We start from the raw sequence: 14,579 nt of genomic DNA, 5'->3' as shown, positions 1-14,579 counted from the left end.
CTACTTGAGCATCTCTTCTAGCAGCTTGTCGTCGCTGTCGCCTTCGCCGCCCTGCTTCGGTTCTTCCGCAGCGCCTGCGTCGGTCTCTTTCTTCTTGCCGTCGCCCAGCATTTCCTCGAGCAGGTCGTCGTCGGTGTCGCCGGATTTCTTCTCGCCGGCGTCGCCCATCATCTGATCGAGAAGGTCGTCGTCCGTGTTGCCACCCGGCTCCGCGCTCGGGTCGGGAATGGGGGTCTCCGGTTCTTCCGCCGCCGGCTTGACGTCCTTGCCCGTCCCCCACTTGGCCTTGTCCTCGGCGGTGCACGGCAGGGGGTTGTTCCGGTCCTCCTGCACACACTCCATCATCCAGGCTTCGCGCGGCGCCTCGCCCAGCTCGGCGGACTTTGCCTTGGCTGCCGCAATGTCTTTCTCCACTGCGATGGTCGAGAGGCGAGGGATGTACATGATCATCAGGAGCCCGACGATCAGGATGCCCAAAAATGGCAGGGATATCCGGTACAGCGAGGCCATCGGTTTGTTGAACCGGAAGCTCGTGACGAACAGGTTTTGCCCGAACGGCGGGCTCAGGAACGCGATCTCCAGGTTCAGCAAGAACATCATCGCCAGGTGGAACGGCGACAGGCCGAACTCGGCGCCGAACGGCAAGAGCAGCGGCACGGCGACCAGGATGGAGCTGAAGCCCTCCATCAGCGCGCCCTGGATGTACATGAAGAAGTTCAGCATCACCAGGAAGTGCCAAGGCTTGGTGATGCCCAAGCTGGTAAACCACTGGAAGATCTTCGTCGGAACGCCCTCGTAGATGAGGTACGTGGTGAGCGCCATGGCCATGGCCATGATCAAGACGAGCGCACCCGCCAGCGCCATCGAGTTGGCGGCGAGCCGCGGCAGGTCCTTGGCCTTGAGGTCCCGGTAGACGAACAGCTCGACCGTCAGCACGTAGAAGGCGGCGAGCGCCGCGGCCTCGTCGATGTCCGTGAGGCCCGTGGCGAGGCCACCCAGGATCATCACGGGGATGCCCATCTCCCACTTGATGGCCCAGAGCGCGCCCGCCATCTCTTTCAGATTCGGCTTGGTGCGCGGGATCTTGTATTTCAGCCCGACGTAGCCCGCGTGAATGGCGAGCAGCCCGACCACCAACAGGCCCGGCACGACACCGGCCTTGAAGGCCTTGTTGAAGTCGATGCCGGCGACCATCGAGTAGATCAAGATTGGCAGCGAGGGCGGGAGCAGCAGCCCCAGCGAGCCGCCGGTCATCACCAGACCGAGGGAGTAGTCCTTCGGGTAACCAGACTTGACCAGGGCGGGGTAGAGCAAGCCGCCGACTGCGACGATCGTGACGGCACTGCCGCCGGTGAGCGTGGTGAAGAAGGCGCTGGCAATGATACAAACGATCGCGAGTCCGCCGGGCATCCAGCCGAAGAACGCCTCGGATGCGCGCACGATGCGCTCCGGGGCCTTGGACTCGGCGAGCGCGTAGCCGATGAAGGTGAACAGCGGCACGGTCACCAAGATCGGCGAGCCGGCGAAACGTTCATCCAGCACGTCCGGCGCGAGGAAGCGCATGAAGTGTTTGGTCGTATCGGGATGATTGAGCCAGGCGAGCTCCGTCGCGCCCGCCATCACCGCGAACACGGGCGCACCGATCAGCCCGAACGCCAACACGAAGAGGAGGATCAACATCAGGCATCCTCCTTGACCGGCTCTTCTTCGAGCTTTGCGCTGGTCTTGCCGCCCGGCACGACGTTCATGTCGGCGTGCCCGTCACCGGCGACGCTGCGGTGGCCGCTCAAGGTCAAGAGCGAGAGCAGGAGGAATCTGAGGGCGATGATCAAGAGGCCAATCGGGAAGACCAGGTTCGCCGCCTTGACCAGCTCTGCGCGAGGTTCACCCTTCTCCGGCACCACGACGATCGGCGTCTTCTTCATGTCGCCGCTGATCTTCAAGACCTGGGACTTTTCCCGGCCGTAGCGCTCGTCGAAGCCGGCGCTGTCGACCCAGGCGTTCCACTCGTTGGCGTTCATCCACTCCGAATAACGCTCGCCCTTGAGCACGTGGGGCAACGTCTTGACGTCCAGTGCCAGCTGTTTTCTGGCGACGAAGAAGTGCTCACCGAGGCGGGTCGTCACCGCGGAGACCTTCTCTCCCGGGCCGGCCTCGGCGCGGGCGTCAAACTCGTCGATCGCGATGTGATCGAAGAAACCCCAGGAGGCGGTGCCGACGATCATGCTCGCACCAATCCAACCGACGATCACGACCGGCAGGCGGCGCTTGGGGCCGAGGTAACGGGTCAGGAGGTCGATGGTGATGTGTTTTCCGGCCGCGGTCGCGAGGGAGCCGCCGAGCAGCGTGAGCAAGAGGGTGAGGCGCGTGCCCACTCCGCGCAGGCCACCCAGTAGCGTCAGGAACGAGGCTTGCTGGAACCAATTGAGCATGTTCGATGCCCACTCGACGCCGAACTGGCCCCAGGTCTTGGCCAGCAAGAGCCCGACGACGGCCGCAGCCACCGTGCCGCCGGCGCGCACCGACTCCGCTTGTTTTTTCAGCGTCAGCCTCGCCGCCAGCCCCAGCACGATTGCGCCGGTCAGCGCACGGAATACGAGGCCCGCCTTGCTGCTCCCGTCGGATGCGGTGGAGAGCCCCTTCAGCGCCACCCACAGCGTGAGCACCAGGATTTCTGCGATCACGACGACGGCGCAGAGCCACATCTCCCACTTGGTCCAGGCCGCGTCGAAGCGCACGAGGGGGCGGCCCCAGGCCTGTGCCTTGCGCTCCTCCGGGGGACCCGCCTCCACGGTGGGCGACCGCTTGGATTTCGGCTCCGTCTCGGCGGCAGCGGTGCCCTCAGTGTCTGCGTCCTTGGCGTCGGAGTCCTTGGCGCCCTCCGCCTTTGCATCGGAGACCGCCGGCTCGCCACCCTTCGAGTCCCTCGCGTCCTCTGCGTCCTCTGCCTTCTCTGCGTTCTCTGCGTCGGAGTCCTTGGCGTCGGAGTTCTTGGCGCCCTCCGCCTTTGCATCGGAGACCGCCAGCTCGCCACCCTTCGAGTCCTTCGCGTCCTCTGCGTTCTCTGTGTTCTCTGCGTTCTTTGCGTCGGAGTCCTTGGCGGAGTCCTTGGCGCCCTCTGCCTTCTCCGTGCCCTCGCCCTCGGCCTCAGCCTCAGCCTTCGCCGCGTCCCCGTCCGCTGGCTTTGCCGTGCCCTCGCCCTCGGCCTTGTCGGCCGTCTCGTCTTTGTCCGACATCCCTGGGCCCGGACGTTAGGGGAATCGGGGCCCGACGTCACCCTTTCGGGCCAAAACCGGGCGCCTCCGCCCACAAAAAACAGCGGGCCCAGGCGACTGCCCGAGCCCGCTCGTGGGTACCTGCTGCCTGAAACTCAGCAGGCGCCGATCTTGCCGAGCGCGTCGCCGGGGATCGAGCTCTTCAGGTTCTGGCACGCCTTCTTGAAGACGTCCTTCCACTGCTTCTTCTCGGCGGCGGTCGACTCGTGCACGGTCATCTTCTTCTTCAGCCGCTCGAAGGACTGGTCGTCCGCCTTACGGATGCGCTTGGTAAGCGCGTCCGCCGCTTGTTTGCCGGTGGACTTGAGGATTTCGCGCTGATCGCTGGTGAGACCGTCGAGCGCCTTCTGGCTCATGACCACGGCGCCGATACCAAAGTAGGTATTGCCGGTGTTGATGTTGTCGAGGCGGGACGCCCACTGCAGCTGCTCGGCTGCGAGTGAGGGGGTGTTCATCACGTCGATGGCGCCGCTGTTCAGCTTGGGCAGAAATCCGGTCACCGGCGAAGGAACGCCGGACACGCCGCCGATGGCCTCGTAGACCTTCGGGGCGATGATGTCCTCGCTGATCATGCCGGGGTGTTTGCCCTTGAGGTCCGACGGAACCGAGACCGCGAAGCCCTTGCTCATCACGCGGCCAATTCCGACGTCACCGAAGCCGGCGATGTGGAACTTCTTCTTCATGTCCTCGTCGTTGAGGATCTCGGCGGCGAGCTTCTCGCGGGCCTTGTCGAGCTCGGACCAACTATCGAACGCACCGGGCATCTGCAACGCGATGAAGCGTTTGTCGATGGAGGCAAGTCCGATGGCCGTGATGGCCGCGCCGGAGAGCTGACCGGACTTGATCTTGCCGACCACGCCGCCCTCGGGGCCGCCGGTGCCGTTCCACAGCCAGTCGACCGCGACCTCGTTGTTGGTCTTCTGCGCGACTGCCTTCGACCAAGTCGTGAAGACCTTACCCCACGGGCTCCGCTTCGGAGCGAGGGTCGCCATCTTCAGTGTCGACTTCGCTTCCGCGACGCCGGCCGAACCAACCACAAAACCAGCGGCCAAGACTGCCGCGAGAACCTTTCGAACCATCTCGAACTACCTCCTCGATTCCAAACGAATGGCGGGCCGGCAATGGCAGGTCAGCCAGATAGACGCCGGCTCTGTGTGAGACGGAGCGGCGCTCAAAACCCATCAACGCATATGCGAAATTCTTTCGGCTGGCCAGGCGGGGCAACCCTGACTCCCTGTTCAGCCGCAGTGCGTCACATGCGGAATCCGCACTCTTCCTGCCAGATCTTGTTCCCCAGGTAGCGGCGGGCCCGCCGCTTGGCGATCACGTTTTGAAGCCGGGCCTCGGGCAGGTCGTCGCCGGCCGCCAGGACCTCGTTCATCAGCTTGACGTAGTTTTCTTTGTCGCCCTTCGCACAGTAGTAGCGCTGGGCGAAGTTCAGCTTCGTGGCCAGGAACTTCCCGCCGTTGATGGCCAGTGCTTTTTCGAAGGAAGCCTTCGACTGATCGAGCTCGGCCATGGCCGTGCGCGCGTGGTAGGCGCCAAGCACCGTGTAAGCGGTCCCGTAGGCGAGCTGATCGTCGAGCGCGGCGGAGCGCTTGATCATCTCGACGCCGATGTAGAGCTCTCCGACGATCTCGGGCACGTCCTTCGACGTCGACACGTGGCCGATCCAGGCGTACCCGATCCAGAGCAGGTCTTCCGCCTGCTCTTTGTCCGTGAAGTTCTCTTGCAGCCACTTCGCAATGGTCTCCTGGTTGCGCTTGGCGGCGTCGAAGCCTTCGGCGTGGTGACCCAGGAGCTCGATGCCGTAGTGCTTCGCTCGGGCGAAGCCGGCTCGGGCGCGCAGCAGATGGTACTCGGCCATCACGTCATCGCCCTTCTCGTAGGCCTCCTCGTAGTCGTCCTCGGTGAAACCGAAGGAGACACCGGCCCAGCCACGGGTCAGCATGAAGAGGGCGTCGGTGTTGTCGGGGGCGAGCTTGTGCATGCCCTCGAGCTGACCGATGCCGGCCGTTGCGACGCCGCGAGCGATCTCCCAGTCGTGCAGCGTGTTCACCGCGGCGGAGCCGTCGCGTGTGCCCTTGATCTGCCCCTTGAGGAGCAATGCCTTGAGGCAGCCGGTGCTCGTCAGGCCGAGGCCCGCGAGGCACAGCACACCCAAACCCCGTGCTAGCTTCATGGTGCGCGGGGATAGCCGCATTTCCCCGGGATTTCAACGGTGGGGATCGGGATCAGGGTGAAACCCGCAGCCCACACCCGGATGCTGGCCCCGAAAGTGCTCAGTCCCGCCCCGCGAGCACCGCACAAGCTACCGCGGTGCGGACCCCAGGGTCGTCGTCCGCCAGGGCGGTGGCGGCGTTTCCGTAGTCCCCGAGGGCGAGTAGCCCCCGAGCTGCGACCGTGCGGGTTCGGGCTTTGGGCGCGGTGAGCAGATCCGTCAGCTGTTTCTTGACCCCGGTGTCCCCCGCTGCGGCAAGAGCGGCACGGGCCTGGAGCCCGAGGTCATCGTCCAGCTTGGCGAGCTCTCGCAGGCCGCCCAGGGCCTTTGCCTTGGTGGAGCCTTCGCCTGCCAGGCGCGCCAGGGCGATGACCTTCACTTCTTTGTCGCTGTCCGCGCTGGCCTTCTCGATGGCCAGTACCGCGTCCTTGTCCGAGAAGGGGATCAGCTGGATCGCCAGGCGCCGCTCCGCCTCCGTGCCCTCTTTCACGGCGCGCAGAAGAGTCGCCACTCCAGACGCGACGAACCGGCCGCGTGAGCGCACCAGGGCGTCCGCGGCCACGAGGGCGAGCAGGCCCTGTTTGTTTTCGGCAAGGCTGGTGAGCTCGTGTTCGCCGCCGGCGGCGTACGAGGCGGGCATCGCCCACGCGTCGATGATCGTCATTCGGGTGCTCTCGTCGGCCCGCACCCAGTGGTCGACGAGGGCGAGCACCGCGCGTTGTCCGCCGATGGCCCCGACCGCTCGGGTCGCGAAGGCCTTGCTCAACAGGTCCGGGTCGAGGCGTGCTGCTTCGAGGGCCGGATCGAGATCGTCCACCGAACGGGCTTCGATGGCGGCCGCGAGAGCTCCGCGTCGCACGCGCTCGTCGGGATCGGTGAAGTACTTGCGCCGCAGCGGCCCGTGCTCCTTGCGACCGCTCGCGCGGGCTGCGAGTGCACGCCACGCGCCGCTCGATGCGTCACGGTGTTTCCGGACGAGCTCGTCGCCGTCACGGCGGCCGAGCTCGAACAGCGTCCAGGTCGCCTGGGCGGCGGCATCGTCGGCTTGTCCCGCGCGCGCCTCGAGCACCGAGACGAGCGGCTTGGCGCACGGCCGCACGTCCTTGATGCGATCGACGGCCGCGTTCCCAGTCGACGAGCGAACCTCACGACCGGCGACCGCGGCGGCCAGATCCTCGACCGTGGCCTTGTTCAATCGCCCAGCTTCGCGGCTCTCTCGCACCTCTCGCTTGAGCGAGGCGAGGTCCCCGTGTAGGGCGGTCTGTACGACACCGGCCGTCCCGCAGCCGGCGAGGAGTAGGGCCGAACCGATGAGCCAATTCACAGAGCGCGAACGCATGTTCGGACGGTGATAGCACAGTGAGGACCGACGTCGTCGTCAACCCCAATGCCGCCGCATTTGCCGCGGATCGGCGGCTTTCCCTCGAGGTCACCCGGGCGGCGGGTGAGCGCGCCCGGGTGTTCGTCACCCATACCATGGCGGAGCTTCGCGCCGCGGCGGCGGAGATCCGCGCGGCGGGCACCGAGCGCGTCGTGTTGTGCGGCGGGGACGGCACCTTCATGGCATCGCTCAGCGCGCTCGCCGAGTGTGGCAGCGATCCACTGCCGGAGATCTGCCTGGCGCCCGGCGGCACCGTCGCGACTGTCGCGAAGAATCTGGGTCAGCGCGCTGGCCTGGTCGAGAGTGTGCGTCGCGCAACCAGCGCATCCGAGGTGCTCGACGTCAGGCTGCAGCCGACCCTCCGTGTGAGCGAAGAGGGCGGTGCCACGCGCGTCGGGTTCATCTTTGGCACCGGGCTGGTTGCGCGCTTCTTCCGACGTTATTACGCGGCCGGCGCTGGCGGCTACGCCACTGCTGCACGAATCGTCGCGCGGGTGTTCGTCGGTTCGTTCATCGGTGACGGCTACTCGCGCAGCGTCCTCGAGCCGCTGCCCTGCAAGCTCGAGGTGGATGGGCAGAAGCTCGCCCCCGCTGCCTACAGCCTCGTTGTGTGCGCCGTCGTGCGCGATCTTGGGCTCCACATGCTGGTGGCCCACCGCGCGGCGGAGGACCCCGAGCGCCCACATCTGGTCGCCGCTCCACTCTCGGCCCGAGCGCTCGGCCCCCAAGCGCCGCGGGTGCTGCTGGGCAAACGGCTGCGAGGCGCCGGGTGTTTCGATGACCTGGTGGGTAGCTTCTCGGTGGAGTTCCCCGACTCCGAGGGACCGTACGTGCTCGACGGCGAGCTACTGAGCGCCAAACGCCTCACGGTCAGCGCAGGCCCGCGGGTGCGTATGCTCGTGGTCCGCTGAGCACCCCTCGGAGGGGACTCAGTTCACGCTGGGTGTTGCTTCGGCTTTTGCGTCTTCCCGCGCGCTGGCGGAGAGCTCGTCCCGACGAGCGAGCGCCGCGGCGACGAACTGACTGAAGAGCGGATGCGGCGCCATCGGGCGGCTCTTGAACTCGGGGTGGAACTGACAGCCGACGTAGTAGGGATGCTCCGGCAGCTCGACGATTTCCACCAGACGCCCATCCGGGCTGGTTCCGCTGAGCACCAGGCCGGCCTTCGAGAGCGGCTCGCGGTACTCGTTGTTGAACTCGAAGCGGTGGCGATGGCGCTCGCTGATCTCGCCCGCGCCATAGATCTGCGCCGCCCGGCTGCCGGGCAAGAGCGCGCAGGGGTAGGCGCCGAGGCGCATGGTACCGCCCTTGTCCATCACGCCCTGCTGGTCGGGCATCAGGTCGATGACGGCGTGGGGTGCGTCTTTCTGGAACTCCGTCGAGCTCGCGCCCTTCAGGTTGCACACGTGGCGCGCGTACTCGATGACCGCGAGCTGCATGCCGAGACAGATGCCGAAGAACGGCACCTTGTTCTCGCGCGCGAAGCGGATTGCCGAGATCTTGCCCTCGACACCCCGATCCCCGAACCCGCCCGGTACCAAGATGCCGTCCAGCCCGCTGAGCATTGCCGGTGCGCTGCCGCGTTCGATCTGCTCCGAGTCGATGTACTCCAGCTCGACCGCGCAGTCGTTGCCGAGACCGCCGTGTACCAGGGCCTCGTGCAGGGATTTGTAGCTGTCCTTCAGGTGGACGTACTTGCCGACCACACCGATCTTCACGCTGCCGTTCTGAGGTTTCTTGAACTTCTCGACGGTTCGTTTCCAGTGGCTCAGCTCCGGGTCGCGAGACCAGATGTTCAGGCGCTCTGCGATCACCGTGTCGAGGCCCTCGGCGTGGAGCACCAACGGCAGCTCGTAGATGCAGCCGACGTCCACGGCGCTGAACACGCTCCCGACCGGCACGTTGGAGAACAGGGCGATCTTCTCCTTGAGTCCCCGGGCAACCGGCCGATCAGAGCGGCAGATGAGCACGTCGGGCTGGATGCCGATCTCGCGCATTTCTCGGACCGAGTGCTGGGTCGGCTTGGTCTTCAGCTCACCGGCGGTGGCGATGAAGGGGACCAGGGTCACATGCACGCTGATGGCGTTCTCGTGCCCGGCCTCGAGCTTCAACTGCCGGATGGCCTCCAGGAACGGCAGGGACTCGATGTCGCCGACGGTGCCGCCGATTTCGACGATGGCAATGTCGACATTGCTGGTCGCCTGTTTGACCCGGGCCTTGATCTCGTCGGTGATGTGAGGAATCACCTGCACCGTCGCGCCGAGGTACTCGCCGCGGCGTTCCTTGCTGATCACGGCCTCGTAGATGCGCCCCGTCGTGATGTTGGCCTGACGGGTCAGGCGGCACGCAGTGAAGCGCTCGTAGTGGCCGAGGTCGAGATCGGTCTCGGCCCCGTCGTCGGTGACGTAGACCTCGCCGTGCTGGTACGGCGACATCGTCCCCGGATCGACGTTGATGTAGGGGTCCAGCTTCATGTGCGTGACCTTCAGGCCACGCGCTTCCATCAGCGCGCCGATTGACGCGCTTGCCAGTCCCTTGCCGATGGAGGAGACGACTCCGCCGGTGATGAATACGAACTTCGTCCGTCGGCTCACCGCTCGACCTCCAAGCGTGGCGGAGTAACACGCCTGAGCGAGATTGGCACCCCCGATATTTCGACCACGACCATGTGCGCGGAAACGCTGGCCCACGACGCGCGTGAAACGCCGTCACGCAAGTTTCACGCGCGCCGACCGAGCGCACTCCGGAGTGCTCTCGCCGCCGCAAGCGCCGGGCGCGTGACGCTTCAGAATCGGCCGACGAGGCCGAGGCCAACCCCGTCAGTGCCAGCCGTGTACGGCACGGGCAGGACACGTAGCCCCTGCTCTCGTCGAAGCTTGGGTCGCGGACGTCTGGGTGAGGCGGAGGGTTCCTGCGTTGGCAAGAACGCCGCTTCCGCGACCACGAGCACGCCGCCGGTCTGCCCGACCGCGTCCAACGTGGTCAGGATGGCCCGCAGCACGACGGTGAAGGTGGAGCAGTTCGGATCGTCATTCGCACAGCCGGTCTCACCAAGTGCCATCCACGGGCCCGCCACCGGGATGCGCAGGTTGTCCGCGCCGGGTGCGTCGGGCCAGGCGTACGAAAATCCGAGGGCTGCTCCGTACCAGGCGGCCGTCACGCCCACACCAACCAATGCGAGGTCGAGCTGGGTGTTCGGCGCAGGATAGACGTCTGCCGCCACTCGGGTCGGGCGCTGGGGTTCGTCGGCGTGGGCAGGGCGCACCGTGGTCACCGCCGTCAGACAGACGCTGAGCGCGAGAACTGGGCAGAGGGGGCTGAGCCGCACGGATCGCCTTATCGTCCAGGCGGCCGCCGGAGCGCAAGCCGTCCGGCTCGAGATCGTCTGCTTTGTCACGCCAGCTCGGGAAAAACGCCGGTACTTCAGGGCAGCTGCGCGACCTGCAGCCAGCGGCCCTCGGCCGAGAGTGAGAACTTCGCGGCGCGCTCGGAGACCACGGCGACCTGATCCTCGTGCCAGAGCGGTAGGACGGGCAAATCGCGCGCCATGCTGGTCGCAATTTCGCCGTAGCGCGCGCGCCGGGTTGCGAGATCGCGCGTCTTGCCAGCGTCATCGAGCCAGCGCCCCACGTCGGCGTCGCGATAACGAGCGCGGTTCTTCCCTTCGCCTCCTTCCCCCGGAACCCCGCGGGGGTGGAAGAACCAGCTGAGCACGTTGGGCTCGGTCAGCTCCGGCATTTGCAGCGTCGCCATTTCGAAATCACCGCTGTCGAGGCGGGCGAGCAACACGCCGAAGTCGAGGGACACCACGCGGACCTCGAGGCCGGCGTCTCCGAGCATCTGCGCCATCGCCCGTGCAATGGTCAAGCGCAGGCGATCCGTGCTCGTGACGAGGGTGACCGGCGGCAGACTCGACAGCACCGCCTTCGCCGCCGCCGGATCGTAGGCCAGCGCAACCGCCGATGCCGGTGCGGCCCAGTGTCCGCGGGGTAACAGACCGCGCGCCGTCTCGCCCCGTCCCGCCAGCAAGGTTCGTACGATGCGCTCGCGATCGATGGCCTGCCCGATTGCTCGCCGCACTTCGGGGCGATCGAACGGCGGACGATCGTTCTGGAACAGCAGGTAGCTCACGTTGGCGCCTGCCCGCGAACGCACGGTAAGCCCTGCTCGGCCGTCGAGCGACGGCAAGAGCGTGGGGGAGAGGGCGTTGGGCGCGATGTCCGCGCGCCCGGCCAACAGCCGGAGCGCGCGGGCGTTCTCGTCGCGGATGCTGCGAATGACCAGGGCGTGCCGAGGTTTGGGAACGAGCCCGGTGTCCGCAGGCTCGAGCTCGACCACGGAGGGGGTAGCGCTCTGCACGCGGTACGGGCCGAGGCCGTCCAGATCACCGAGCGGCCTTGGCCCGAGCCGCGCTTGATCCTCCCGCAAGATGGGGACCTCGAGATCCGTGAGCAGGGTCGCGCGCGCGTGCTCGAGCTCGAGACGAAGCCGCCCGTTCGGTAGCGGGGTGCAGCTGCCGATGGCCTTGACCACCGCCCGGTGCGGGCTGCCGAGCGCGGGATCCGCGATGGCCTTCAAGGTCGCGCACACGTCGGCCGCTTCGAGGGGTTTGCCGCTCTGAAACCGGACTCCCGGACGCAGCTCGAGCTCCAGCGTTCGCTCCGAGACGAAGGTCCAGGCCTTGGCCGCGAGGGGGATCGGCTCGAGGGTGTCCGCATCGAGTCCGACCAGCCCGGCGTGGATCAGGCGCGTGGTCTTCACGTCGTGCCCGCGCGTCGAGAAGCGCGGGTCCAGGGTCGCGATCTCGGTAGGGAGCACGATCTCGATCGCGCGCTCACCGCCGGAGGTGGGGCCCGCGCAGCTCGACAGCAGCGCAGCAAAACCGACGATCCTGCCGAGTACCCGCACACCGCTCTAATAGATCAGCCCGATCGTCGGGGCGAGCTTCGGTCATTCGCCAGGAATGGCCAGAACTCGACCGCCGTTCGATTCGACGGTATCTGGGAAGATCGATGGTTCGGATCCGGCCCCTGCTCTTTGGCGCTGCCCTCGGCCTCGCGGGCGTGGCGCCCGCGTGGGCCGACGCGCTGCCGCCGGCGGTCGAGGCGGCTGCCTCGGCCGGGCCGACCGCACGCCGCCTGGATCAGCTCGATGGCTGGGTTCGGCGGCAAAAGGGCGAGCTCTCCGCGTTGGTGGTCGAGCTCGGGACTCAGCGGGTGATCGCGGCAAAAAATCCCGGCCTGGCGTTGAACCCCGCGTCCAATGCCAAGGTCCTGACCGCCGCCGCGGTGCTGATGGAGCTGGGGCCGGCTCATCGTTTTCGCACCGGCCTGTACGGAAAACTCAGCGACGGCACGGTCGACCGATTGGTGCTGCGCTCCACCGGCGACCCCTCGCTGCGCGCGCGGGATCTCGAGCGCATGGCGAAGGACGTCGCTGACCTCGGCCTCAAGCGCGTGAAGGCGATCCTGGTCGATCAGGCTGCCTTCGACGCCAAGTTCACCCCGCCCGCGTTCGAACAACAACCGAACGAGTGGGCCGCGTTTCGCGCGCCCGTGAGCGCCGTCTCGCTGGACCAGAACGCCTTCGTGGTTCGCGTCGAACCCACCAGCCTGGGTGAGCCCGCCAAGGTGAGTGTGGACCCAGCCGGTTACGTCGAGGTCGAAGGCAAGATCGTCACCGGAAAAAAAGGCTCGGGTCGCAAACTGCACGTCGACATGCGGCCGAGCGGGCAGGCGCTGACGATCCGGGTATCCGGGAGCATCGCGCTCGGTACGAAGGGCAGCTTTGCCAAGCGCATCGACAACCCGGAGCTCTACGCCGGCTATGTTCTCAGGGCGCAGCTCAAGCGACGTGGCGTGAGTGTCGACGGGGGTGTCAGCGCGGGTGGGAGCGGCGAAACGAGCATCCTGGTCGAGAAGCAGAGCGAACCCTTGTCCGTGCTCGTGCGCGAGCTGGGCAAGAACAGCGACAATTTCTACGCCGAGACCCTGCTCAAGGCGCTCGGTTCGGCGGCAACTCACGGCGCCGGCAGCAGCGCCGACGGGGCCAAGGCCGTGCGGGACTGGCTGCAATCGGCCGGAGCTCTCGAGTCCGATACCCGGATCACGAACGGGTCGGGGCTGTTCGACGCCAACCGGGTGAGCGCCGGCGTCCTGGTGCGAGCGCTCGACGCCGCGCAGCGCGACAGCAAGATCGGTGCTGCTTTTCTCGATCAGCTCGCGGTCGGCGGCGTCGATGGAACGCTGAGAAATCGTTATCGCGCGCGGGGGCTCCGGGGAAATATCCGGGCGAAGACCGGCACGCTCGCCCGGGCCCACGCGCTGGCGGGCTTTGTCCTCGGTTCCGGCGGTAAACCCCGCATCGCCTTCGCCGTCTTGATCAACGGCATTGCCGGCAAGGCGGACGAACAGCGCCGCGGCATCGATCGCGTCGTGGCGCAGGCGGCTTCGGAAAAATGAGCGAGACCCCCGAGCTCGACACCTCGCACGAGGTTGGCTCGGCGTATCGCTCGGTGCTGCGGCTGTCTCCCGAGCTCGCGCTGGCACGCAAGGCTCACCTCTTGTCGTTGTTTGCCGGAGCCGACGATCTGGTTCACCTCGATCTCGATGGGCGTCTGCACCGTGCTTGGCTCGCGGGCAGCTCGTACCAGCGTGGCTTGGATGGTCGCGTGCGAAAGGTCGACGTCGCGCGCGACGGCCGCTCCCGGTCCTTCGGGCTCCGGGTGTTGTCGGGTCTGGAGGCCGGCTCCGTCTTCGGGCGGGTGGCTGAGCTCGTGCGCCGAGCTGCCGACGTCTTGCCGGCCGACGCCGATCCCGAGCTTGCCGAGCCGTTGACCCGCGCCGGCGCTTTCGCAACCGCCGATGCCTACCGCGAGCTCGCCGCGCGTTTTCGCGAGACCTACGAGCCGATCCCCATCCTGCCGCCGGCAGAGAACCGGGCGCTCGTGGTGCAGCTGACGTCGGGCTGCTCCTGGAACCGCTGCAGCTTCTGTCACCTGTATCGCGACACGACCTTCTCGGTGAAGACACCCGCGGCGCTGAAGGAACACCTGGCGCGGGTGCTCGCACTGGTCGGGCGTGCGCTTCCGCTGAGGAGAGGGGTGTTTCTGGGTCAGGCCAACGCGCTGGTGGTCTCCCGAGACAAACTCTTGCCGCTGCTCGAGCTCGTGCGAGACGAGCTGGCCCGCAGCGAGGCCCCGGCGTCATTCGGGGTGATGTCGGCGTTCATCGATGCGTTTTCGAAGCTCAAATCGCTGCCCGAGCTGGTCGAGCTTCGACAGCGCGGCCTCGCGAGCGTGGCGCTCGGCCTCGAGAGCGCGAGCCCTGCGGTGCTCGCTGCACTGGGTAAACCAGCCGAAGCGGCCGCCGCTGAGGACCTCGTCGAGCGGCTGCACGCTGCGGGCATCCGCGTCGGTGTCATCGTACTCGTGGGTGCCGGAGGAGCGGAGCTCGAAGCCGAGCACATCCGCGAGACTCTGAGCTCGGTCGCTCGGATGGCGCTCACGAGACAGGACAGAGTCTACCTGTCACCTTTGACGGTGCACTCGGGCTCCGTCTACGAAGCGGCCGGTGAGCGGCTCGGCGTGCTCGCGGCGCCCGAGCTCGAGGCGCAGTCGCAGCGGTTCCAGAGCGGGCTCCGGGAGCTGGGTGTCAACGCGCCGATCGCGCGCTACGACATCCGACGTTTCATCTACTGACAC

At 66.9% G+C, this 14,579-nt stretch carries 11 protein-coding genes; 3 read left to right on the top strand and 8 right to left on the bottom strand.

Annotated features, from left to right (window positions below; translation table 11 throughout):
• From IPI67_03370 to IPI67_03350, 5 genes are all read right to left on the bottom strand, one after another.
• On the bottom strand, positions 1–1,680 hold the full coding sequence (locus IPI67_03370; protein ID MBK7579224.1) for a TRAP transporter large permease: 1,680 nt from the start codon (positions 1,678–1,680) through the stop codon (positions 1–3).
• Positions 1,680–3,236, bottom strand: coding sequence for a hypothetical protein (locus tag IPI67_03365; protein ID MBK7579223.1), 1,557 nt, complete (start codon positions 3,234–3,236; stop codon positions 1,680–1,682). The genes IPI67_03370 and IPI67_03365 overlap by 1 nt, the downstream gene beginning before the upstream one ends.
• A gap of 134 nt (positions 3,237–3,370) precedes the next feature.
• Entirely contained in the window at positions 3,371–4,354 is a 984-nt protein-coding gene (gene dctP, locus IPI67_03360) for a TRAP transporter substrate-binding protein DctP (GenBank protein MBK7579222.1), read from the bottom strand.
• Between the two features lie 173 nt (positions 4,355–4,527).
• Complete coding sequence (locus tag IPI67_03355; GenBank protein MBK7579221.1) at positions 4,528–5,457, bottom strand: hypothetical protein; 930 nt, start codon at positions 5,455–5,457, stop codon at positions 4,528–4,530.
• A gap of 100 nt (positions 5,458–5,557) precedes the next feature.
• Entirely contained in the window at positions 5,558–6,835 is a 1,278-nt protein-coding gene (locus tag IPI67_03350) for a hypothetical protein (GenBank protein ID MBK7579220.1), read from the bottom strand.
• Positions 6,836–6,855: 20 nt separating this feature from the next.
• On the opposite strand from IPI67_03350, the gene IPI67_03345 reads away from it, so the two are divergent.
• Positions 6,856–7,788, top strand: a complete 933-nt coding sequence (locus IPI67_03345) for a hypothetical protein (protein MBK7579219.1) — start codon at positions 6,856–6,858, stop codon at positions 7,786–7,788.
• 18 nt (positions 7,789–7,806) lie between these two features.
• On the opposite strand, the gene IPI67_03340 is transcribed toward IPI67_03345, so the two are convergent.
• From IPI67_03340 to IPI67_03330, 3 genes are all read right to left on the bottom strand, one after another.
• On the bottom strand, positions 7,807–9,471 hold the full coding sequence (locus IPI67_03340) for a CTP synthase (GenBank protein ID MBK7579218.1): 1,665 nt from the start codon (positions 9,469–9,471) through the stop codon (positions 7,807–7,809).
• 191 nt (positions 9,472–9,662) lie between these two features.
• Complete coding sequence (locus IPI67_03335) at positions 9,663–10,205, bottom strand: hypothetical protein (protein ID MBK7579217.1); 543 nt, start codon at positions 10,203–10,205, stop codon at positions 9,663–9,665.
• Between the two features lie 95 nt (positions 10,206–10,300).
• Positions 10,301–11,785, bottom strand: coding sequence for an ABC transporter substrate-binding protein (locus IPI67_03330; protein MBK7579216.1), 1,485 nt, complete (start codon positions 11,783–11,785; stop codon positions 10,301–10,303).
• Between the two features lie 104 nt (positions 11,786–11,889).
• Between IPI67_03330 and dacB the strand changes: the two genes are divergently transcribed.
• Both dacB and IPI67_03320 read left to right on the top strand, forming a co-directional pair.
• Positions 11,890–13,338 carry a D-alanyl-D-alanine carboxypeptidase/D-alanyl-D-alanine-endopeptidase gene (gene dacB, locus IPI67_03325; GenBank protein MBK7579215.1) on the top strand — a complete coding sequence of 483 codons (1,449 nt, stop codon included), beginning with the start codon at positions 11,890–11,892 and terminating at the stop codon, positions 13,336–13,338.
• Positions 13,335–14,576: a radical SAM protein gene (locus IPI67_03320; protein ID MBK7579214.1), complete on the top strand. Its 1,242-nt coding sequence runs from the start codon at positions 13,335–13,337 to the stop codon at positions 14,574–14,576. The genes dacB and IPI67_03320 overlap by 4 nt, the downstream gene beginning before the upstream one ends.
• The last annotated feature ends 3 nt before the right edge of the window (positions 14,577–14,579 follow it).

Source organism: Myxococcales bacterium (genome assembly GCA_016706225.1).
Lineage (GTDB): Bacteria > Myxococcota_A > Polyangia > Polyangiales > Polyangiaceae > JADJKB01.
The sequence above is the reverse complement of the archived record's forward strand: the minus strand, read 5'-3'. Positions and strand labels throughout refer to the sequence as shown.